At 45.2% G+C, this 21,677-nt stretch carries 24 protein-coding genes; 16 read left to right on the top strand and 8 right to left on the bottom strand.

The features are described 5' to 3' along the window. Positions 1–27 precede the first annotated feature (27 nt). The gene (locus tag ACN6NF_RS21015; protein WP_016820288.1) at positions 28–213 is read right to left on the bottom strand and encodes a hypothetical protein; all 186 of its coding nucleotides are present in this window, start codon (positions 211–213) and stop codon (positions 28–30) included. A 439-nt stretch (positions 214–652) separates the two neighbouring features. Here ACN6NF_RS21015 and ACN6NF_RS21010 point away from each other — a divergent pair, with 439 nt between their 5' ends. Together ACN6NF_RS21010 and ACN6NF_RS21005 are read left to right on the top strand one after the other, a co-directional pair. After that, entirely contained in the window at positions 653–1,522 is an 870-nt protein-coding gene (locus tag ACN6NF_RS21010) for a cation diffusion facilitator family transporter (RefSeq protein ID WP_474319434.1), read from the top strand. Between the two features lie 188 nt (positions 1,523–1,710). Continuing rightward, positions 1,711–2,898 (top strand): C40 family peptidase, encoded by a 1,188-nt coding sequence (locus ACN6NF_RS21005; RefSeq protein WP_474319433.1) that lies wholly within the window; start codon positions 1,711–1,713, stop codon positions 2,896–2,898. A 129-nt stretch (positions 2,899–3,027) separates the two neighbouring features. Here the strand turns inward: ACN6NF_RS21005 and ACN6NF_RS21000 are convergent, their stop codons facing one another. Beyond that, a complete protein-coding gene (locus ACN6NF_RS21000; RefSeq protein WP_013373051.1) occupies positions 3,028–3,195 on the bottom strand; it encodes a DUF1328 domain-containing protein in 168 nt (55 codons plus the stop codon). A gap of 261 nt (positions 3,196–3,456) precedes the next feature. Between ACN6NF_RS21000 and ACN6NF_RS20995 the strand changes: the two genes are divergently transcribed. The 11 genes from ACN6NF_RS20995 to ACN6NF_RS20945 all read left to right on the top strand — a co-directional run bounded on the left by ACN6NF_RS20995 (position 3,457) and on the right by ACN6NF_RS20945 (position 15,501). Next, entirely contained in the window at positions 3,457–3,978 is a 522-nt protein-coding gene (locus tag ACN6NF_RS20995; protein WP_474319432.1) for a DUF948 domain-containing protein, read from the top strand. A 50-nt stretch (positions 3,979–4,028) separates the two neighbouring features. After that, positions 4,029–4,547, top strand: a complete 519-nt coding sequence (locus tag ACN6NF_RS20990) for a hypothetical protein (protein ID WP_049825388.1) — start codon at positions 4,029–4,031, stop codon at positions 4,545–4,547. Between the two features lie 96 nt (positions 4,548–4,643). Continuing rightward, positions 4,644–4,985 (top strand): YflT domain-containing protein, encoded by a 342-nt coding sequence (locus tag ACN6NF_RS20985; RefSeq protein WP_013373048.1) that lies wholly within the window; start codon positions 4,644–4,646, stop codon positions 4,983–4,985. Between the two features lie 234 nt (positions 4,986–5,219). Then, on the top strand, positions 5,220–6,401 hold the full coding sequence (locus ACN6NF_RS20980; protein ID WP_474319431.1) for a PP2C family protein-serine/threonine phosphatase: 1,182 nt from the start codon (positions 5,220–5,222) through the stop codon (positions 6,399–6,401). Further along, complete coding sequence (locus tag ACN6NF_RS20975; protein ID WP_474319430.1) at positions 6,385–10,101, top strand: response regulator; 3,717 nt, start codon at positions 6,385–6,387, stop codon at positions 10,099–10,101. The genes ACN6NF_RS20980 and ACN6NF_RS20975 overlap by 17 nt, the downstream gene beginning before the upstream one ends. Positions 10,102–10,181: 80 nt before the next feature. Beyond that, entirely contained in the window at positions 10,182–11,051 is an 870-nt protein-coding gene (locus ACN6NF_RS20970; protein WP_016820280.1) for a CheR family methyltransferase, read from the top strand. A gap of 19 nt (positions 11,052–11,070) precedes the next feature. After that, positions 11,071–12,741, top strand: a complete 1,671-nt coding sequence (locus tag ACN6NF_RS20965) for a response regulator (protein ID WP_474319429.1) — start codon at positions 11,071–11,073, stop codon at positions 12,739–12,741. 100 nt (positions 12,742–12,841) lie between these two features. Then, the gene (locus ACN6NF_RS20960; protein ID WP_013373043.1) at positions 12,842–13,180 is read left to right on the top strand and encodes an STAS domain-containing protein; all 339 of its coding nucleotides are present in this window, start codon (positions 12,842–12,844) and stop codon (positions 13,178–13,180) included. Between the two features lie 18 nt (positions 13,181–13,198). Continuing rightward, entirely contained in the window at positions 13,199–13,651 is a 453-nt protein-coding gene (rsbW, locus tag ACN6NF_RS20955) for an anti-sigma B factor RsbW (protein WP_061831463.1), read from the top strand. Beyond that, positions 13,648–14,421, top strand: a complete 774-nt coding sequence (locus tag ACN6NF_RS20950) for a sigma-70 family RNA polymerase sigma factor (protein ID WP_474319428.1) — start codon at positions 13,648–13,650, stop codon at positions 14,419–14,421. Before rsbW ends, ACN6NF_RS20950 begins: the two co-directional genes overlap by 4 nt. A 120-nt stretch (positions 14,422–14,541) precedes the next feature. Continuing rightward, positions 14,542–15,501 (top strand): magnesium transporter CorA family protein, encoded by a 960-nt coding sequence (locus ACN6NF_RS20945; protein WP_474319427.1) that lies wholly within the window; start codon positions 14,542–14,544, stop codon positions 15,499–15,501. 114 nt (positions 15,502–15,615) lie between these two features. On the opposite strand, the gene ACN6NF_RS20940 is transcribed toward ACN6NF_RS20945, so the two are convergent. From ACN6NF_RS20940 to ACN6NF_RS20925, 4 genes are all read right to left on the bottom strand, one after another. Beyond that, positions 15,616–16,086 (bottom strand): DUF5665 domain-containing protein, encoded by a 471-nt coding sequence (locus ACN6NF_RS20940; protein WP_474319426.1) that lies wholly within the window; start codon positions 16,084–16,086, stop codon positions 15,616–15,618. Between the two features lie 95 nt (positions 16,087–16,181). Then, positions 16,182–16,583 carry a YtxH domain-containing protein gene (locus tag ACN6NF_RS20935; protein ID WP_016820275.1) on the bottom strand — a complete coding sequence of 134 codons (402 nt, stop codon included), beginning with the start codon at positions 16,581–16,583 and terminating at the stop codon, positions 16,182–16,184. A 42-nt stretch (positions 16,584–16,625) separates the two neighbouring features. Continuing rightward, complete coding sequence (locus tag ACN6NF_RS20930) at positions 16,626–16,883, bottom strand: GlsB/YeaQ/YmgE family stress response membrane protein (protein ID WP_474319425.1); 258 nt, start codon at positions 16,881–16,883, stop codon at positions 16,626–16,628. Between the two features lie 169 nt (positions 16,884–17,052). Then, positions 17,053–17,733 (bottom strand): phosphatase PAP2 family protein, encoded by a 681-nt coding sequence (locus ACN6NF_RS20925; RefSeq protein ID WP_474319424.1) that lies wholly within the window; start codon positions 17,731–17,733, stop codon positions 17,053–17,055. 231 nt (positions 17,734–17,964) lie between these two features. Here ACN6NF_RS20925 and ACN6NF_RS20920 point away from each other — a divergent pair, with 231 nt between their 5' ends. Continuing rightward, a complete protein-coding gene (locus tag ACN6NF_RS20920; RefSeq protein WP_474319423.1) occupies positions 17,965–18,684 on the top strand; it encodes a pirin family protein in 720 nt (239 codons plus the stop codon). 157 nt (positions 18,685–18,841) lie between these two features. Here the strand turns inward: ACN6NF_RS20920 and ACN6NF_RS20915 are convergent, their stop codons facing one another. Further along, positions 18,842–19,069: a DUF1128 domain-containing protein gene (locus tag ACN6NF_RS20915; protein ID WP_013373034.1), complete on the bottom strand. Its 228-nt coding sequence runs from the start codon at positions 19,067–19,069 to the stop codon at positions 18,842–18,844. A gap of 96 nt (positions 19,070–19,165) precedes the next feature. On the opposite strand from ACN6NF_RS20915, the gene yyaC reads away from it, so the two are divergent. Beyond that, the gene (gene yyaC / locus ACN6NF_RS20910; RefSeq protein ID WP_474319551.1) at positions 19,166–19,780 is read left to right on the top strand and encodes a spore protease YyaC; all 615 of its coding nucleotides are present in this window, start codon (positions 19,166–19,168) and stop codon (positions 19,778–19,780) included. A gap of 88 nt (positions 19,781–19,868) precedes the next feature. Then, a complete protein-coding gene (locus ACN6NF_RS20905) occupies positions 19,869–20,663 on the top strand; it encodes an alpha/beta fold hydrolase (RefSeq protein WP_474319422.1) in 795 nt (264 codons plus the stop codon). A 98-nt stretch (positions 20,664–20,761) separates the two neighbouring features. On the opposite strand, the gene ACN6NF_RS20900 is transcribed toward ACN6NF_RS20905, so the two are convergent. Next, positions 20,762–21,328, bottom strand: coding sequence for a pyridoxamine 5'-phosphate oxidase family protein (locus ACN6NF_RS20900; RefSeq protein WP_474319421.1), 567 nt, complete (start codon positions 21,326–21,328; stop codon positions 20,762–20,764). Positions 21,329–21,677: the final 349 nt, after the last annotated feature.

The raw sequence follows: 21,677 nt of genomic DNA, 5'->3' as shown, positions 1-21,677 counted from the left end.
GGTACCCTATATAGCCTATGGGGTGGCTTATGATCCGCCTGTACGACGGCGTTGGTTGTTCGGCTTCTTCGTATTTTGGCTTTTCAGTGTTTTGGTGGAACCGCCTTGAAAGCCGCCCTGCTGTGAAGCGCCGGACTGCTGTTTTTTTTGTGCCAGCTTTTCGCGAATGGCATCTGCGAGATTAATTTTACGTGGTTCCTTAGCATCGCTCATGAATAAATTCCTCCTGTTGCCGCCAGATTCATGTCAATCATGCTGGATTGAAGAAAAACGCGGCTGTGTCCTCATTTTATACGTTTTTAAAAGAAGGGACAAGGGCAACAATGATAACACATCGCTGGAGTGAGGCAAGGGGAGAAATGTCTGTTTTTTGCATGAAGGAAAAATTGTTTTGTGTAACCCACAGGGATGGGGCCTGGCAATACTTTTTCATTGTTCCTACAGCGATGTAGAGTGGAAAGACTGTTTCTCTAGACCCACACAAAGTTCGTCTGTTATCCTAAAAATAACAGTTTTCCACAGGCGAATTGTTATTTTTAGGGCAGCTATGCTGCTTGTTTGAGGGGGAGTGTAAGGGCAGCTATGCTGCTATTTTTTTTTCTGGGCAGATCTTTACGCTGCGAACTATCTATTTGAAGGAGTGTCCTCCGTTGTGGTAAATGTCTATGATGAAATACGAAAAGGTGAGCGAGGGGCGTGGGTAAGCATTGCTGCTTATCTCTTGCTGTCCGCTTTTAAGCTGATTAGCGGATATATATTTGCCTCTAGCGCGTTGCTGGCCGATGGATTCAACAATGTCACCGATATTGTGGTGTCGGTTGCTGTATTAATTGGTCTGAGAATTTCGCAAAAACCACCAGATTCCGACCATGCCTATGGACATTTTCGTGCCGAAACGATTGCGGCGCTGCTGGCGTCCTTTATTATGGCTGTCGTTGGTTTGCAGGTGCTGATTGATGGAATCGGAAGCATTTTCAAGGGAGGAAAGCAAATACCGGATATTACCTCTGCGGGTGTGGCTGTAATTTGCGCAGTGATTATGTTCGGGGTGTACCTGTACAATAACAGGCTGGCTCGGCAAATCAACAACAAGGCGTTGCTGGCTGCGGCCAAGGATAATCTATCCGATGCACTCGTCAGTATTGGAGCAGCAGTGGGCATTATTGGCGCACAGTTCGGGTTGCCGTGGTTGGATACTGTTGCGGCGATCGTGGTAGGATTCATTATTTGCAAAACGGCGTGGGAGATTTTTAGGGATTCCACACATAGCTTAACTGATGGATTTGATGAGCAAGAACTATCCGACTTACGGAGTACGATTGCTCTTATACCTGGAGTAGAAGGAATTCGAGACGTTAAGGCACGGGTACACGGTAACCACGCACTGGTGGATGTGGTCATTGAGGTGAATCCGCAACTCAGTCTGATCGAAGGACATCGGATCAGCGACCGGATTGAGGAACGTCTACAAGAGGTTCATAATACAATGCACGTTCATGTCCATGTAGAACCTAAATTATAGATTAATTATTAAATAATTAGTATAAAAAGTGACTTTAGACCTATATCAAAAAAGGTGTACGCGCTATCTTTTGTGACGTTTGGATTATATCTCTCTTCCTGCTGCTTTTACTATAATGAAGGCATGTCCGGCTATATTCGTCGGAATTATGCTCTTCAGATTCGTAAAAACAGCCAGGAGGTGCAACATTGAGAAGACGCGTGATGGGAATGCTCATGACGTCAGCCGCGCTGTTGGCAGCAATTCATGTGGCGCCGGGTCAGGTTGACGCAGCGGCATCGACAGCATCCACAGGACAGAAGGCGGTTATTCAGGCGGCTGTAAAGCTTAGATCCGATCCTTCGACTACGGGCAATGTAGTCAGCTTTATGAAGCAGGGAGAGGCCGTAACGGTATTGGAGAAAACGAATAGCTATTGGTATAAGATCAAGACCTCTGATGGAGTAACCGGCTACACAAGCAGCTCCGACAAGTACATAAAAGTTGGCGCTACCAGCGTCGCTGCTGCTGTCACCCCGTCTGCCAGCCGTAAAACGGAAGCCTCAGAGTCAGCTAAAACTGTTTCAGCTTCAGTTAAAAATGTTTCAACTAAAGAGGCTCCGGCTTCAGTGAATAGTTCTGCCGGTCAAACGAAAGCTACGATTCAAACGTCCGTTCGTTTGCGGGCGGAGGCATCCACTTCTTCCGAGGTTCTGGGCTATATGAATACAGGGGATGTCGTTACGATTACCGATTCCAGTAACGCGTATTGGTTCAAGGTCACCACTGCTGATGGTACAGTAGGCTATGTCAGCTCATCTCCACAATATATTCGTATTGGTGAGGGGGTTGTTGTGCAACAGCCTGTGGCTTCTTCGGCTGCACCCGCTTCAGATACTACTGCTCTAGCTGCGGTAGCATCTCCTATATCGACGGTTAGCTTGTCTTCCGGTGATGCAGCGGCTGCAATCGAACAGGTTATTGACACAGGTATGACGTATCTCGGAACACCATATGAATATGGTTCTGATCGCAACAGTACGGCTACTTTTGATTGCTCGGCATTCACTCGCCAAATCTTCCGTCAGGCTGTAGGTATCCAGCTTCCGGCAGATTCTCGTTCACAAGGTGAGTGGATCAAGCAGAACAGTCAGCCGAATACAGATATGACTACACTGAAGCGTGGCGATCTGCTCTTTTTTACAAATTATAATGCATCTTCCGGGGCGTACACGTCCTTGGATAATTCCTCCCAAACGATTACGCATGTAGCTGTATACTTGGGGGACAACAAGCTTCTCCATACGTTTTCTGTAGCGGCCGGCGGTGTAAAAGTTACGGATTTCAGCAAGCCTTGGCAGGATCGTTTCCTGTTTGGGGGGAGCGTAATCCAATAAGAAAGCCGTTCACTGTTAAAAGTTGCATCAAAAAAGGATGTTCCACAGCTCTGTTGACCAGGGTGGGAACATCCTTTTTTGATAAGCATATGATACATATCACTTTTGGGTGTAGCTATCTTCCGACGTCTATGAAGCTCGTTTTCTTCCGGTAAAGAGTGAAATAACGAATAATACCAAAAATAGCACAAATAACATTTTAGCAATTGTAGCTGCTACGGAGACGACGATACCAAAAAAACCTAAAATCCCGGCGATTACAGCAAAAACTAAGAATAAAGCCGACCATTTCAGCATGTTCTGTATCCTCCTTTGATTGTATATAATGTGGCATACTCGCGCCCCGATAGAGCGTGATAGCAGATGACGGTGACTTCTACAGATTAAGTGTGGCTCTGCCATCATTATATGTTGTTTTAAACGGTGCGAGGGCCCGTGAATCATAACGTTCGGATCACAAGAACCTACCAGTCTGGACGTTGTTTCGTGTCCGAATGTAGAGGGTAACTATGCAGTAATCATAAACATCATCGTGAAAGACGAAAGAGAGGTTACGCTATGTTAACACAGGTCAGCATTTTTATTATTGCTATCGCATTTGCCGTTCTCGTTATTTACCTTATTAAGACTTTGAAAGCAGCCCAAGGTTCTCTGGATAAGGTAACTCAAACCCTGCAGGAAGTACAAAAGACAGTCGACGAATTGAGTTATGAAGTAAAACAAACGGTTCGACATGCAAATGACATCACTGCAGACGTTGATCATAAATTGAAGCAAGTGGAACCGGTAATGGAGTCGGTTAAAAACCTGGGGGAGGTACTCAGCGAAGTGACGCTGGCCGCCAAGCAGGCTTCAACAGCGTTAATGACACGCCTTCAAAAGTCGCGTAGCACTGCGAGCAGCACTTCCGGAACGGAGAAGGCGATCAAGTCAACGGGATCGAACAGACCTTTGACTGCAACAGAGCGGACGGTTCAGAGCTACAATGCCACTTATGGGGAACCTGCGAGCAAGCCGGCTAAAAACTGGCTGGGTTATGTAGACATCGCTGCTGGGGTGTGGCAGAAAATGCGTCAGTAGTATAGTGCTGAACCGTAAACTATAGGAAATTCATTGAAAGGGTGAGAATTATGATGAAGACATTATTACTAGCCGCTGGTTTGCTCACTCCCTTTTCCGGACAGGATACGGTTCAGCAAACCGTCTCCCCGCAGACAGCGGGGCATATGGTAAGGGCTGTTCAGACGATAACTGCTCCACATGCTGTGCCAACTGATTTCCATACCTTAAATGGCATATCTCTGGATGATACTCGTGCGGATGTATTGAAAAAACTGGGCAAGCCACTTCGAGTCAAGAAGGATAAGCTGCTGCTTTCTACAGAATATCAATACCCGGATGTCACCGTAGGTATGCGTGAGGACGTCGTCTCCTATGTGCATGTAGATCCTGCTGCTGGTCGCATCAAAGTGAATGACAAGTGGCTGCCACTGCAACGGAAAACACTGGATCAGGAGCTAGGTGGCTCGCAATTTACGGCAGAAGACGGAGAGGTGTATGTACGCGGGCAGCGTGCGATCAAAGTATTTACGGATAAGACGTCTGATAAGCCGAAGTATGTTGAGTTTTTTGATGAAACGGAGTGGTAATCGATTTTTTCGAGGCGTGACATCATATGGAAGTTTCAAATAGTTGAATGAAGTGTAATAGTCAGAGAAGTCAATCCTTAAAGGAGCGTGAGAAACATGAATCAGACCAATCATAAATCTTATGCCAAGGTGGTAGAGAACGGTGTACAAGCCGTTGAAGCTGTGAATGAGTTGCGTAACACGGGCTATCGTTATGAGGATGTGTTCGTGCTCGCTCATGATCAGGATCGGACGGATCGTATCGCGGACACGGTGGCTGCCAAGGAAATCGGGATTAAGGAAGAGGGCGTTTTCGACTCATTAGCGAATTTGTTCCGTTCCCGTGGTGATGAGCTTCGTGCTAAAATCACTTCCCTGGGTTTTACAGATACGGAAGCAGATTTTTATGAAAAAGAATTAGATCAGGGTAAAGTGCTGGTTATTGCGAAAAAAGCGTGATATTTCCAGCTCATCATAGAATCAAACAAGCTTAGATTCGAAAAAGAGGATGTTGGCCGCAGCACAAGTGTTTCGCGGGTCCTCCAAAACATAGATAAGGAATGGGGTTTTAGCCTCATTCCTTATCTATGTTTTTGGAATGCTTGCTTACGGAAACGCTATTTCTAATTACCAAGGGTGTTGCCCCATAAGCAGGTATAGTATAATACATGGGTTACAGATAAGGAGAGAGCAATGAGAATTCTAATTGTTGATGATAATCCAACGAATGTCATTATTATTCGTGAAATACTAAAAAAAGAAAATTATCGCGATGTGATCTCTGCCAGCTCGGCCGCAGAAATGCTGGAGCATCTGGGAATCGGCGACCGTACCATTAGTCTTCGCCCCCGTCCTTCGGATATTGATTTGGTGCTGCTCGATATGATGATGCCTGAAATGGATGGCATTGAAGCTTGCAGTATTGTACAGGAATATGAACATTTAAAAGATATTCCGATTATTATGGTTACCGCTGTAGGCGATTCTAAAAAATTGGCCGAAGCTCTGGATGTGGGAGCCGTCGATTATGTCACAAAACCGATCAACAAGGTAGAGCTAATGGCGCGAATTCGATCTGCCTTGCGTCTTAAGCAGGAAAAGGACTGGCATAAGGACCGGGATCAGCGAATTCAGGATGAATTGAAACTGGCTGCGATGGTGCAGCAGGCGGTACTGAGTCCTGCCATTCAGGACCCGATGCTGCAAGCGAATGCACTGTACCAGCCTTCCTTTGAACTGGCGGGAGATTTATATTCATGGTATCCGCTAGGAGAAGGGAGATATGCCATCATTTTGCTCGATATGATGGGCCATGGCATTTCTTCTTCTTTGTTTTGCATGTTCATTGCGTCTGTACTCAAGGATACGGTGACCACGTATGTGGAGCCGGAGAAGGTTATACAAGAGCTGAATCGTCGTTTTAATCAGCTGGATCTGGGCAAGCAACTGGTACAGTATTATTTTACGGCAATTTATATGGTGGTTGATACTCGTTCACGGCGAATTGACTATGTAAATGCAGGGCATCCTCCTGGCTTGCTGTTCAATCAGGACGGTAGCATAACCAAATTAGACCGTGCGTGTAGCCCGGTCGGATTGTTTGATAAAATTGATGCAGAGATGCACACGATTTATTACGAAGGAACTGGGCATATCGCTTTGTATACAGATGGCTTGCTGGAGGCGGTAGAAGGTGAATATGAGGAACAATTGGAGTATCTGACTGCCTGTCTGCGCAAGTATGAGGAATGGAATGAAGAAGCGATGCTGGATGCGTTTTTTCGTAACGAGGGGCCGCAGGATCGCGATGATGATAAGTGCCTGATCTGGATTTCGTTGAAAGAGGGAGAGAGCTTGCATGAAAATCAGAAATAAACTGCTGATTGGCTTTGGATCGCTTATGGCGATCCTCCTTGTGCTGACGCTAATCAGCTATGACCGGATGGGGAGCTTGAATGAACAGCTGAACCAGGTTTACCAAGAACGATATGTGAAGGTCCGCAAAACAACGGCTATACGCGGACAGGTGAACGATATGGCTAAAGTGATGGCCAATCTGATCTTGAATCCAGGCTCCTCTGTCGGCGAGGCCAAGCGCGAGATGGATGATATTTCTGCTACTGGAACAAAAGTGCTGGCTAGTCTGCAAACGGATTCCGGTACGAGTGAAGAGCAACAGCAGATTGACCGGGTGGCTGTTGCCTGGAAAGATTTCCTAAACTATGAAGAGAGACTCGTTTCCTTATTGGAGCAAGATCGTATTGAGGAAGCTAATGCTTTCCGTAATAGCACGGGTCTGCCTGCTCAAGAGGAGGCAATGGACAGCATTAATACCCTTGCTGTTTTTCAAGACCGGGAAATTGATAACGATATGAAGCAAGCCAATCTGGCTTATGAGGAATCCGTGCAGATTACTACAATCCTGATGGCGGCCGGTCTGATGATGGGCTTACTGGTTATTTTGTGGGTGCTTCCTAGCATTGCCAAAGGTCTAAATACCGTTAACCTCATGATGAACGGTTTTGGCAAGGGAAAGTACAGGGCTATCAGCCGGATGAGTGTGGCCTCCAAAGATGAAATCGGAGAGGTTGCTCGTGTGTTTCAACAATTGGCTGGAGACTTGGATGAAAAAAGGAAATTCGAGCATTCCGTCCTTCAAACGCAGAAGGACCAAACTTGGCTTAATGCCAATACTGCTCGGTTGACTGAGCTGTTTCGCGGTGTGAATTCACTGGAACAGGTTGCTCAGATGTTCATTAGTGAGTTTACGCCAATCTTGGGAGGTAGTTACGGAGCTATCTATCTGCAAGGAAAAGATGTAGAAGATAACCGATTTAAGTTGTACGGCTCTTATGCAAAAGTGACTGGCGAAGGCTCGATTAGAGACGTTATCCAGGTGGGCGAAGGTTTGCTTGGACAGTGTGTTCTGGATCGTAAGCCGATCTTGATTACAGAGGCGCCTGACGATTACTTGTCCATTGGCTCCGCTTTAGGAAAAAGCAAGCCAGTGGGAATTATGATTTTCCCTATTTTGTTCGAGGATGAATGCATTGGTGCCGTAGAAATAGCGTCACTGGATCGCTTCAGTGATCTGGAAACGAAGCTGTTTGCTCAGCTAATGGAGAGCTTGGGAATCATTTTGAACAATATCAAGGGACGGATGCGGGTTGAGCAACTGTTGCGCGAATCACAAGCACTTACCGAGGAATTGCAATGCCAGTCCGAAGAGTTGCAAACTCAGCAAGAAGAGCTCAAGCGTTCTAACGAGAATTTGGAGCAGCAAACAGAGGAGCTTAAGCGTTCCGAGGAATTATTACAGCGTCAACAGGAAGAATTGGAGCATTTTAATACTGAACTGATTGCTAAAACGAGAGCACTGGAAGAACAGGTTCGAGAAGTGGAAGAAAAGAACGATGAGATCGAACGTGCACGAGCCCAGTTGGAGCAACAGGCGATGCAGCTTGGGATCACAAGCAAATACAAATCCGAGTTTTTGGCCAATATGTCGCATGAATTGCGTACTCCGCTAAATAGCTTGCTTATTCTTTCTCAGCTGCTGTCTGAGAACAAGGAAGGCAATCTCAAGCCCAAACAAGTCGAATATGCACAAACCATTTATATGTCAGGCGCAGATTTGTTAAAAATGATTGATGAAATTCTGGATTTATCCAAAGTGGATGCTGGAAAAATGGATATTAACCATGAAACGGTCCATTTGAAGGAATTGGAGCTGTTTGTAGAACAGAATTTTGCTCCAGTCGCAGCCAAACGAGAGCTTCAACTGCATACCGAAATCGAAGAGGATTTGCCAGATGCTATTATAAGTGACGGTTATCGTCTCAAACAAATTTTACGTAACTTACTGTCCAATGCGTTCAAGTTCACCACGGAAGGTTCTATAAGTTTCAAGGTATCTCGGGCAAATGGAGAGCAGCTTCCGGGTATGCTAAATCCACGAAAATCCTATCTGGCTCTATCTGTACGTGATACGGGCATCGGGATTGCTTCAGATAAGACAGATCTGATCTTCGAAGCCTTCCAGCAGGTAGACGGTACGACTAGCCGAAAATACGGGGGAACAGGGCTGGGGCTGTCGATCAGCCGTGAGCTTTCCAAATTGTTGGGCGGTGCCATTACAGTCGAATCCGAGCAGGGACAGGGCAGTTGCTTTACACTGTATTTGCCGGAACAAACGCCTACCGAAAAGAATATGGATTCTCATTCGAGAGAGGCGCTTGACAGTGCAGATGTGCATCCGGCTTTTGAAGGCGCCGCTGCTTCAGCGGAAGCAGATCTGCCAATGATCATGCCTGCTGAACGCTTACCTGTGTATCAGATACCTGCGAAGAGCGGAGCGGAGGACATACATCCGGGTGATGACCGAAACGAGATTACCCCGCAGGATAAAGTGCTGCTGATTATTGAGGATGATATTAATTTTGCAAATATTTTGTACGACATGGCCCGTAGTCGGGGCTTTAAGGCGTTGATTGCTCTCAAAGGAGACGATGGGCTGAACATGGCTCATTCCTATTTGCCCGACGCTATTATATTAGATATTCAGTTACCTGTGATGGATGGCTGGTCCATTTTGGGCGAGCTGAAAGGCAATTCGTCAACACGTCATATTCCAGTACATGTTATTTCAGTCATAGATGATGTGAAACAGGGCTTGATGATGGGCGCAATTGCTTATCTCAAAAAGCCTTCCTCGAAGGAGAGTCTGGATAAGGCATTTTCACATATAAAGTCGTATACGGACCAAATGGTAAAACGCCTCCTTGTGGTTGAGGATGACGATAATCAACGCAAATCCATTATTGAGCTCATCGACCATGATGATGTGGCCATTACGGCGGTATCGACAGGTAAAGAAGCACTAAACGAGCTGGCTACCCAGCGGTATGACTGCATGGTACTGGATCTGATGTTGAGTGACATGACAGGCTTTGAATTGCTGGACCGCATTCGGGAAAATGAGCAGCTCACCGATCTGCCGATCATTATTTATACAGGCAAAGATCTGGATAGTAAGGAAGAAACACAACTTCGAAAATATGCAGAGTCCATTATTATTAAGGATGTCAAATCACCGGAACGACTTTTGGATGAGACTACGTTGTTCCTGCATCGGGTGGAGGCAAATCTTCCAGAGGACAAACGTAAAATTCTGCAGAAGCTTTATAACAAGGAAGAGTTGTTTGAAGGCAAAAAAATATTGTTGGTAGACGATGATATTCGTAATGTATTTGCTCTGTCCAGTGTGCTGGAAAGCTATCGTATGGAGGTTACCTTTGCTGAAAATGGAAGAGAAGCACTGGAAATGCTCGAACAGACACCTGATTTTGATCTGGTGCTGATGGATATGATGATGCCGGAAATGGATGGATATGAAGCGATGCGACGTATCCGGTTAATGCCACAATTCGAAAAGTTGCCTATTATTGCCCTGACAGCCAAGGCGATGAAAGATGATCGTTCCAAGTGTATTGAGGCAGGCGCTTCCGATTATGTAAAAAAACCGATTCAAACCGAACAGCTTTTATCATTAATGCGAGTGTGGTTGTATTCGTAACCCAAAAAAATGGGTAATATAAAACGACACATGATTGAGAGCGGTGCAGGCAAAACCTATTTAGGAATTGGAGAGAGATTATGACATCGAAGGATATGGCGGATAATGCTGCTAATGAAGTGAAATCGAATGACAATGAGCGGGAAATGATTGAGATTGAGCTGTTGCTGGAAGGTATTCATCGGCTGTACGGCTACGATTTTCGTAACTACGCTCTGCCTTCGATCAAGCGGCGTATTTATTATCATGCGCAGTCCGAGAATGTAAGCACGATATCAGGACTTCAAGAGAAGGTGCTGCATGATCGCAGCGCCTTCGATAGACTGGTACAGAGTCTTTCTATTCCGGTGACCGAGATGTTTCGCGACCCGGAGCTGTTTCTAATTTTTAGGCAAAAAATTATTCCTATTTTACGAACGTATCCGTATATCCGAATATGGCATGCAGGTTGCTCCACAGGTGAGGAAGTATATTCAATGGCAATCTTGCTGCATGAGGAAGGCTTATATGATAAGGCCCGTATTTATGCGACGGATATGAATAACCTGTCTTTACAGCAAGCGAAAGAAGGCGTATATGGGATCGACCGAATGAAGCTGTATACCAAAAATTACTTGGAATCTGGGGGCACACAATCGTTCTCTGAATATTATACAGCCAAGTATGATTCGGTGATGTTTCATCCCTTTTTACGAAAAAATATCATTTTTGCTGAGCACAATTTAGCGACAGACCGGTCTTTTAACGAGTTCAATGTGATTTTTTGCCGGAATGTTATGATCTATTTCAACGATGAACTTCGCAACCATGTACATGGGTTGTTTTATGATAGCTTGAGTCATTTTGGTGTGTTGGTGCTTGGGGCCAAGGAATCCATACATTTCACCGATTATAGTGATTCCTACGAGCCGCTGGACCGGGTAGAGAAAATATACCGGAAGATTAAATAGAGATGCTTAGGAGGATTCCATGGGGCTTCATGAACCGATTCATATATTGCTGGTAGATGACAGACCTGAGAACCTGCTCGCTCTTGAGGCAGTGCTGGAGAGTGAACAATATAATCTGGTAAAGGCCACATCAGGGGAAGAAGCGTTGCGATGTCTATTAAAAGATGAATTTGCACTCGTTGTCCTCGATGTGCAAATGCCGGGTATGGATGGTATTGAGACCGCGAAGTTAATCAAGGCCAGAGAGAAGACGAAGGATATTCCGATTATCTTCATTTCAGCTAACAGCAAGGAAGCGGAGCATTTGTTTGCGGGATATTCAGCGGGCGGTATTGATTATATGGTGAAGCCGTTCATCCCTCAAATTCTCAAGTCCAAAATTGAAGGCTTTGTACAAATGTATCTGACAAACAAGCGCTTGAAAACACAGTCCATGCTGCTTCATCAGAAGACGCAGGAGCTGGAAAAGATGAACAGCGAACTGATTGCCGCCAAGGAGGCGGCAGAGATTGCTGCTAATGCCAAAACCGAATTTTTGGCAATGATGAGCCATGAGATTCGCACACCTATGAACGGTGTCATTGGTATGATTGATCTGCTGATGGAGACAGAGCTGCAAAACGATCAACAGGAATATGCCGATATCATCCGCCGCAGTGCAGACGCGCTGGTCGCGGTCATTAATGATATTCTGGACTTTACCAAGCTGGAGTCAGGCAAGATGGAGGTTGAGGAATATCCATTTGATTTGGTTTCCTGTATCAAGGAAGTTTTCAGCCTGTTTACAGTAGAGGTGAACCGCAAGAATTTGGAGCTGGTTTATTTTCTCGATGAACAGCTGCCTCCCGTGTTATATGGAGATATGGGCAGATTGCGTCAAGTACTGATTAACTTGGTGTCCAATGCCGTCAAATTTACAGACCAGGGCGGGGTATATGTCTTCGCATCGGTCAAAGAGCGTAGCGACAATGGGCTTACGGTTGAGTTTTCTGTAAAGGATACAGGCATTGGTATTGATCCCGCCAAGGTTGGAAGGCTATTTCACCCTTTTTCCCAACTGGATTCTTCAATGACACGCAAATATGGTGGTACGGGTCTGGGACTCGCTATTTGCAAAACCTTAGTGAATATGATGGGCGGAGATATCCGTGTAGATACGAGTGGAGAACAGGGTGTGGTGTTTCATTTCACAATGAAGCTTGGAGTTGCCAAGGAAAATGAACTGGAGGGGGAGCCCAGCCACGATTGGGAAATTCCACAACAGGAGTCCCCAACCCGTAGACCTGTACTGGTCGTGGATGACCATCCCATCAACCAGAAGCTGATGGTGAATATACTGGATAAGCTTGGTTTGGCTTCAGACGTGGCAGCAGATGGGCAACAGGCGCTTGACATGGTCACTGCGAATCAGGATTACGACTATATCTTTATGGACCTGCAGATGCCTGTTATGGACGGCCTGGAGTGTACGGGTAGAGTACGTGAACAATTGGCGGGAAGATCTCAACCAGCCATCATTGCTATGACAGCTAACGTTATGGAGGGGATTCAGCCCCGATGTATTGAAGCTGGAATGAACGATTATATTAGTAAGCCCGTTAAAATCAGCAGTGTAAAACAGGCGTTGCTCCGGCATTCACCGGATCATTTTCCAATGCAGCCAGGTAAAGATCGAATCAATGAAGCTTAGCTGGTTGTATTTGACAAGTGGATAAAAAGTTATAAGGTGATTCAAACACTCGTATATTGGGTTAGTATGTAGGGAAATCTTTTTTTGGGAGAGTAGGCCTATGAATACAAATAAAAATGAGAAGTTCAATGCGATCACAGAAACAGCTGATGGTGTAAATACCGTTTATCTGAGTGGAGAATTGGATCTTTCGGTAGCACCTGATTTCCGTCTGGTCATGGAGCCTTTAGTGGGGGAATCCAGCCAGGATTTGATTGTTAACTTGAGAGACCTTAAATACATTGACAGCACAGGCATTGGTATTTTGTTATCCATTTTAAAAGCAAGGCATGGGATGGAGTCCCGGTTTACGGTTCAAGAGGTACCGCCTCAGATTCAAAAACTGTTTGATATGACCGGTATTGCTAAATTCTTTGCCCCCCAGGAGAATTCCCAATAGGAAAGGAAAGAAAAAGAAATGAATGCTCAAATTCAAAAAGTAGTTCTTAATTTGCCGGCCACAGCTGACTTTGTTGATATTGTAAGATTAAATTTATACGGTATTGCCGCGAAAATGGGATTCTCTTATGAGGATATTGAAGACATGAAAGTGGCTGTATCGGAAGCCTGTAATAACTCTGTCCTTTATGCATATGGTCATGAGGGAGGAGTCGTGGAAGTAACATTCGAATTTGACGAAGCTTCGTTGTCCATTCGTGTCAAAGATGAAGGGGAGAGCTTTGAACGTGTGGAGGACCCGTCTCGTATCGCATCCTTGCATGACAAGGAGTTGAATGATGCACAGATCGGCGGATTAGGCTTTTATCTCATGCAGGCGCTTATGGACGATGTTCATATCTTGAATGAGACAGGAAAAGGCACCGAAGTGGTGTTGGTAAAGCGTCTGACCAGAAGTGAGGAAAGAGTATGAATGAAAAGGTAACTCCCCCGGAGTCGATGGATGAAGCCGTTGGTCTAATCTGGGAGTACCAGCAAACCAAAGATAACGAAATTGCTACCGTGCTGATCCGCAAGTATGAGCCGATGGTCAAGATGGCTGCCGGGAAGATATCCCGTAACCGTCCGGACTTATACGAGGATTTATATCAGACCGGTCAGATGGCTTTGATACGTCTGCTCCAGCAATACGATATCAGCTTGGGTATCCCATTTGAGCCGTATGCTATGAAAAGTATGCTGGGACATATGAAAAATTATTTACGCGATAAATCCTGGTACATACAGGTTCCTCGCCGTATCAAGGAAAAGGGAGCGCTTGTTCAACATGCGATTGATGAGCTGACCGTCAATTTAGAACGCTCACCCAATGTCAACGAGATTGCGGAGTATTTGGACCTTACCGTTGAGGAAACGATCGAGGTGCTTGCTGGTCGCGAGTGCTACCACTATGTTTCTCTGGACTCGCCATTATCCCAGGAAGAGAGTGCAGCTACGTTAGGTGAGCTCATTAGCTCAGATGCTAATGATTTTGACACGGTGGAAAAACGGATGGATCTTCAGCAGGCTTTAAGCCAACTGAAAGAGCAGGAACAGAAAGTGCTTCTTCTGGCATTTCAGGACGGTCAATCTCAACGTGCGATAGCGCAGACGCTGGGCGTATCTCAGATGAGCGTTTCCCGTATTCAGAAGAGGGCAACAGAAAAGTTGAAGCAGATTATGTCTAATTCCTCTATTTCATGACAACAAGCTCGCTGAATTCGTGGCTCATAATATTTGACGTCCCATCGTAAGGACACGTTATTCCAATAGGGAAGCGTGTCCTTTTTATAAAGCGGAAAAAACAAAGAAAGGATGGAATCCATGACAGCATTTGAACAGATTTCTACCTTCCGTGGAGGATGGGAATGGTGGGACATCTGTGCTGCGGACTGGCAGGATTCGGTCATACAGCACTTGAAGGAGAAGCTCCCAAAGGCCGCAGAGTGGCTGGATAAGGTAGAGGACATTCCATCCAGCTTTATTTCTGTACGCTTTCCAGATGGCAATCAGCCGTTGATGTGCGGATCGTTGATCTACTCCGTTCAGGAGGAGATCGACAGTCAGCGCAATTGCAACAAGTTTTATTTTCTAGTTCTAGACCAGAAGCTAGTGACCTTAAATTTGGATCAAAATACCCGTGAAATTATGCATACCCCAGAACGTCAAACCATGCTGCAACAGTGTGAGGATGCAGCAGATGGCATGTTCGTATTGGCGAGAGCCGTGCTTCATTATTTTCATACGGGTATGGATAAGTTTGAGATCAACCTGAGAAGACTGGAAGAGGACATGGAGAAAAGGAATGCACGTACGCTGATGGATTCTATATTGAACGCGCGTTTCGAGCTGTTGTATTGGAGCAATATGTTCATTCCTTTTTCAGAGCTGGTCACGGCTTCCCGCGAAGCATACCTGGATAAGCTGGAGGAAAATCGCTTTTTTAAGCAGTTGCTGTACCGTGTCACTCGAATGGAGGGACTTTTCAGCCATTATGAAAAGGAAATCGACACACTGATCTCTATTGATGACGCCATTTCTGCATTTAGGGGCAATGAGATTTCGAAGACGCTCACGATTGTGACCGCTGTATTTATGCCGGCCACTGTAGTGGGGGCTATTTGGGGCATGAACTTTGAAAATCTGCCTTGGATTAAAACAGGCTGGGGTTTTACCTTCGTGATTGTCGTTACTCTGCTAAGTATGGCAGGGATGTACGGCTGGCTGATGATGAAGGGATGGACAGGAGATTTATTAAAAACGAATAAGCGTAACAAATTGTAGCGGTTGCTTACGGCAGTTATAATGTGCATTCAAAAAACGATCCATCATAACCGGGGGCATTGTAGGAGCTCATTACCGGTTCGATGGATCGTTTTTATATGAGATAGAAGGCAATCACTTAGTACCTTGGCTCATTTTGATATATCCTAACAACTCGGCGATGAAATCTCCGATAACCGGAAGATTTAACTGCACCAGGAAGCTGAGCAACCAAGCGAGTAAGGCGAGTACGACCACTGTACCCAGTGTAAGGCCAAGACCCCTTGAAATCCCAGCCGTCAGATTACTAATAATTCTTCTTTTCGTGCTGGAGTAGTTCTCTATAATATCTTTGAATTCTGCTTTTTCTAATGTATCTGCGATTTGATCTAGACGTTTGTTAAGCCGCTTGACCTCATGACGTAGCTCAAAAGGATGTTCATCCACATCAAAATCTCTTTCATGATCATGCTTTTTAACATGAGTAGATGAGGTCTGCTTGGATGAAGCCTCGTCTGGTTGATCTTGTGTCTGTAGGGGGTGAAAGGTTCTCTTGTTGTTCCGAGCAAGATCATCTCCATAGGAGTTTGTTTTGTTCATTGTCATCCCAGCCTTTCTATCATTTAAAAACAGCCAGCTTCTTGCCTGCTGGCTGTTCAGTGTTTGGAGCTTATTATGGTTATAATGAGAATGTGTTCCTATTATGAATTTGCGTTTAATTGTTTCTGAGTGTCCTTGGCTGCCTGAGCGGTTGCATCCATTACTTCTTTATCTGCTTTAGCCGCTTCATTAGCAACATCAGCAGAGGCTTTAGTTACGCTGGATACGATGTTGTCTTTGCTCTCGGCTACCGTTTTGGCTACATCTGCTGTTTTGGTCGAAACGGTTTTGGCCAAATCCGTCGCTTTACTGCTGACTACGGATGCAACATCCTTGGTTTTATCGGAGACAACAGTCATTTTTTCGGACAGATCGCTACGCAAATCACGGCCTGGCTTTGGAGCGAACAGCAGGGCTGCCGCAGCACCAATCAAACCTCCAATGAATAAACCCTTTGCAAAACCTGAAGTGCTTGCCATATTTTGATTGTCAATGTTACTCATGATATATCACTCCTTTTATAGAATAAAAAATATATATAAATGTTAGGTAGCCCTTCTTAATAGCCTGGACACAAGTCCGAGCAAGAACACGAACAATGCAGTTCCAAGTATGGCTGGAATGACTGCGAAATCTCCGATGACTGGGCCCCAGTCTCCTAGGACCGTAGCACCAAGCCAAGCTCCTACAAATCCAGCAATCATAGAGCCCGCAATGCCGCCAGGCATTTCATGACCCGCTAGTGCGTCGCCAATCAATCCGATAATAATAGCCATTACAATACTTAGGACCATTCCCCACACAAGGATCGCCTCCTTTATCCTGAGTTCACACATCGATAATGTTTTTGATAAATGCTGAGCTTTCGTTATTTCTTCGCCTTGCTTACTTCGTATATAAACGTTGTGACCGTGAGTGAAACAAAAAGCCATCTTAGAGCGCTTATAGACGGGGGAGAGAGAGGGGAGAACGTCACAGACGTGCTCGCCAATAGACCACGGGAACGGTAAATACCAGCCAGATCATACCTGCAATATAGCCGCCTGCAATGTCGGTGGGAAAATGAACTCCTAAATATACACGGCTGAGGCCAACCAAGAGAATGAGCAATGCACCAAGAACACACGGAAGGAAGAATGTACGCTTATGAACCTTTCGTTCTATAGCCCAAATGGCAAATATCATTCCGTAAAATCCCATGGAAATCATCGCATGACCGCTGGGAAAACTGTAACCTCCTGCTTCAACCAAATGTTGAAGAGACGGGCGTTCCCGTTGTAAAAATTCCTTTATGATCGTATTTAGCACCCACATCTCCGTAAAGCTGCTTAGGATGGCAAAGGAATACGCTTTTGAGCGGAGATAGACCCAGCACAAGATTGCGGTACCGATTGCTATCAGTAATGATATGCGGAATGAGCCTAACGATGTAATGAAGATGGCGACGGGTAGTAGTTGGTAATGAGCAGCAGTTGTGTCTGGAAAAACAATATCTTGAATGCGCTCATCCCAATATAGAAAAGGAGCTGTGCCAATCCATTTTACTGAATAGGCAATGAGAAGTAAGACAGCGATCATGATCATAGATGCGGATAGACTGCGACGCAAATAGCTTGGTAAGAATCGGAATCGTTGAGGTTCATGGGATAGCATATGTAGTAAATCGCCTCCTTATGGCTGTGATAGATTGATTTTGTGTACTATTAACTTAACGAATAATGAACTGGAGAGCAAAATTAGACAGAGACAATAGGCTGATTGACGCATATAAGTGCGGGGTAAAGGGATCGTATTACAGCGTTTGTAATGCCAGGGCCGGAAGTGGATTAGGAATCACGAAGTAAGGGCTGCTTTACGGAACTGAAATCCATGGAGGTGTTAAGGATGATTAAAATAGTGACATCAGCAGAGAGACATACCTCAAATAAGGGATGGATTCATAGTGAGTTTAGCTTTTCGTTTGCAGATTATGAAGATCCGAGCAATGCCCATTTTGGATGTATGCTAGCCCATAATGATAATGAGCTTAAACCGCAGCAAGGGTTCAAAAGACATCCGCATCACGACTTGGAAATCGTCACCTATGTAATTGAAGGTCTTCTGCATCATAGCGACAGCTTGGGCCACGAACAGGATCTGAAAAGCGGCTCGATCCAGGTTATGAGTGCAGGCACCGGAATTGAACATGAGGAGCGAAATCTTGGGGATGAAAAACCGGTTCGTTTTTTGCAAATGTGGTTTCTACCCGAGAGTCCTGGCCTTCAGCCTTCTTATCAGGTACAGAGATTCAAGCACAGTGAACGCCTAAATCGACTTCAGCCCGTAGTGTCTGGTTCAGAGGTGGAGGGAGCCCTATCGATTGCACAGGATTTAAATCTGTATCTGAGCAGATTGGAAAAGGGACAGCAGCTTGAGTATCCACAGCAAGAGGAGCGCCGCAGTCACATTTATATCATTAGCGGTCATGTCGAAGTTACGTGTCAGGATGGGGAATTTCAGTTAAGACCTGGGGATGCCGCGCGAATTCAGAATAACTGTACATTAAAGATACTAGCTACAGGGAATGAGGAAATATCTGAACTGGTATTAGTAGATTTGCCTTGAAGCATCCATGGGTAAAGAAAGAAGTGGATGAAAATACGTATATGCATCGAAAAAATAAAGCTCGTATTCCTTGCGCGTCTGATAAGACGACCGGAGATACGAGCTTTATTTGTGGTGACACACTTAAAATAGCCAAGCTGTCTGTCTACAAGCTGATTTACGAGGACTTACGCAATCTACCCAGTTCGGAGACAATGGCTTCAACCTCTGAAATGCTGAGATTAGGCTTGCTGATTACCATATCGTAGACATCATGGATGTCCTCGTATTGCTCTAGCGAGAAAGCGGAAGCCTGCATAGCAGCACCACTTGCCATACGAAGCTTGGTTTTAATGCCCTCAATCATATACTCAATGTTGGCATGAGAAGGTACAGACAAATCCATCGTTAATGTTCCATCCTTTCATAACAGGGGAAGTTGCCTGTATTGTATCATGTTTTTGTTGTAGAATGTACTGATAGCCAGATTACCGATATATAACTGAATGAAGGAGGATGGACAAAGTTGTCTTTGTATAATCGAGCTTCCACATCTGGTCGCTCGCCCGTAGAATCTAATGTAGAGAAAACAGATCGCGACGGACTCGCACCGTTTTTTCGAGAAATTCAACATCAGCATGCTATAGATAAGTTGACTTTTGTATGTATCGGTACAGATCGCTCGTCGGGTGACTCACTCGGGCCTCTGGTAGGCACCATGCTCAAGGAGCAAGGCTTTCCTCATGTGATTGGCACAATGACAGAGCCTTGTGATGCGGATCATCTGGTTTCATACTTGGAGCGTATTCCCCAAGATCATCATGTGATCGCCATAGATGCTTGTCTTGGACAGCATGGCTCAACGGGAATGTTCCTTGTTGCCCGTGAACCGCTAACCCCTGCGCGATCGGTCGGGCTGTCTCTGCCGTCCGTCGGGCATTATAGCGTGGCCGCGATTGTGAACGAGCGCAGTCCCAAACCCTACTGGACACTCCAGATGACGTCACTTCACCTGGTGATGACGATGGCCGCATATATTGCAGATGCAGTGGCTTGTGAATTTGGTTTAAAAACAGCTTCGCAAGATTTTCCAGCGGGCTACCGTTTCAGATATTGATGGTCTGCTTAATAATATACATCAGCATGTTCTACTTACTAATATATTCAGAACCAATAGATTATATACAGAGAAGGAAGGGTTCCACATGGAAAAGGTATTATGCGAAGGAACGACGATCTGCTATGCCGAACAAGGAAAAGGAGATCCGATCATTCTGTTGCACGGATTTTGCGGAAGCTCCTCCTATTGGGATGAGGTTGTTCCCTTGCTATCCCAAAGCTATCGTTGTATTGTTCCGGACTTGCGTGGACACGGACGCAGCGATGCTCCACTCGGAGCCTATACGATTGATCAAATGGCAGACGATGTGCTTAAACTGCAGGAACAATTGGACATTCCTCAGGCTGCATGGTTTGGTCACTCCCTAGGAGGCTACTTAGCCCTTTCCGCGGTACAGAGACATGCAGAGCGTCTTACAGCCTTTGGACTGATTCATTCAACGGCTCATGCAGATACGGACGAAGGTAAAGAAAAGCGGAACAAGGCGGTATCCACCATTCAAACGGAAGGGATTACAACCTTTGTAGATGGACTCGTACCGGGGTTGTTTGCTCCTGAACATGTGGAGTCGATGCCGAGCCAACTACTCAAAGTCAAAGAAATTGGCTACAAAACACCTCCACAAGGAGCCGTAGGAGCATCACTGGCTATGCGCGAGCGTCCTGACCGTCGGGATGTGTTGTCGGCATCTGCATTGCCAGCACTTTTAGTGGCAGGGGAGCAGGATCATGCGGTTCCTCCAGCACGGACGTTTACAACAGATCGAGCCGGAGTAACTCAGGTTACCCTACCGAAGTCTGGACACATGAGCTTGTTCGAAGCACCGCAGTTATTAGCGAATGCCATCTTGTCATTTTTGGAGCTAAACTTGAAAAAGTAGAGTAAGGTAAGTTCAAAAATCGGAACCTTTTGATGTGGTATCAGAGGGTTCCGGTTTTTGCTGACTTGTTGCTTCCTATTGGTTGATGTGCAGAATGTCTAAGTCATATTGTTTTTGTTCAAGGCAAACGCCGTTGGCAAACCGTCAATACTCTCTAAATTTTTCTCGTATGCATACTTTTTAAGTGCTTCTTCGCCCATCTGAATCGCCACGTCCTTCAGCTTTTCCCGTTCGCTCGTGTAAGTCATGAAGGGAACTGCAAAACCACATGAATGTTGCACCATATGAACATCAACAACAATGATTTGTCTGGCCCCAGGCAGTGGATTGAAGAGAGGATACAGCTCATTCCAACGCTTTGTATTAGGCAGCACGACTGTGCCAGTACCAAAGAGCCTTAATACACAGGGCTCGCCTTCAAATGCACAGAACATGATGGTTAACCGGCCGTTCTCTATAATGTGTGCGCTTGTCTCGTTGCCACTTCCCGACAGGTCGAGATAGGCTACCTTATGATCTGACAATATACGAAAGGAATCATATCCCTTGGGGGAAATATTCACATGCCCCGTCTCAGATACAGGTGCTGATCCTACAAAGAAAATATGCTGTCGCTGTATGAACTCCTTATATTCCGGTAATATCGAACTAAATTGTTTTCCCATACTTCCAACTTCCTTTTCGTAAAATATCATGGCATAATTTTGTTTCTCATGAAAATAAATATATTGTATTTTTATATAAATACATAAAACATAACAACTATTTTTGTTTCTTATGAAACAAAAATAACACGAGAGTGACAGAGAATCAATATCCAATTTTCGAATGCTTGTATTTCGCTAGTCACATGATTTGACACAAAACACTGTATTACTGGAATGTTATATGCCATACGTGATTTTCTGAGTATCTATCATTCATCCTCTACGATCCTCTACATTAGTAATCGTGCTAAATGGGATACGCCATGATTGCGACATTTGGCTTTTAGACAAGGATGTCTTACAATCA

Source organism: Paenibacillus sp. TSM33, assembly GCF_056099025.1.
This window is presented reverse-complemented; position numbering and strand designations above follow the sequence as displayed.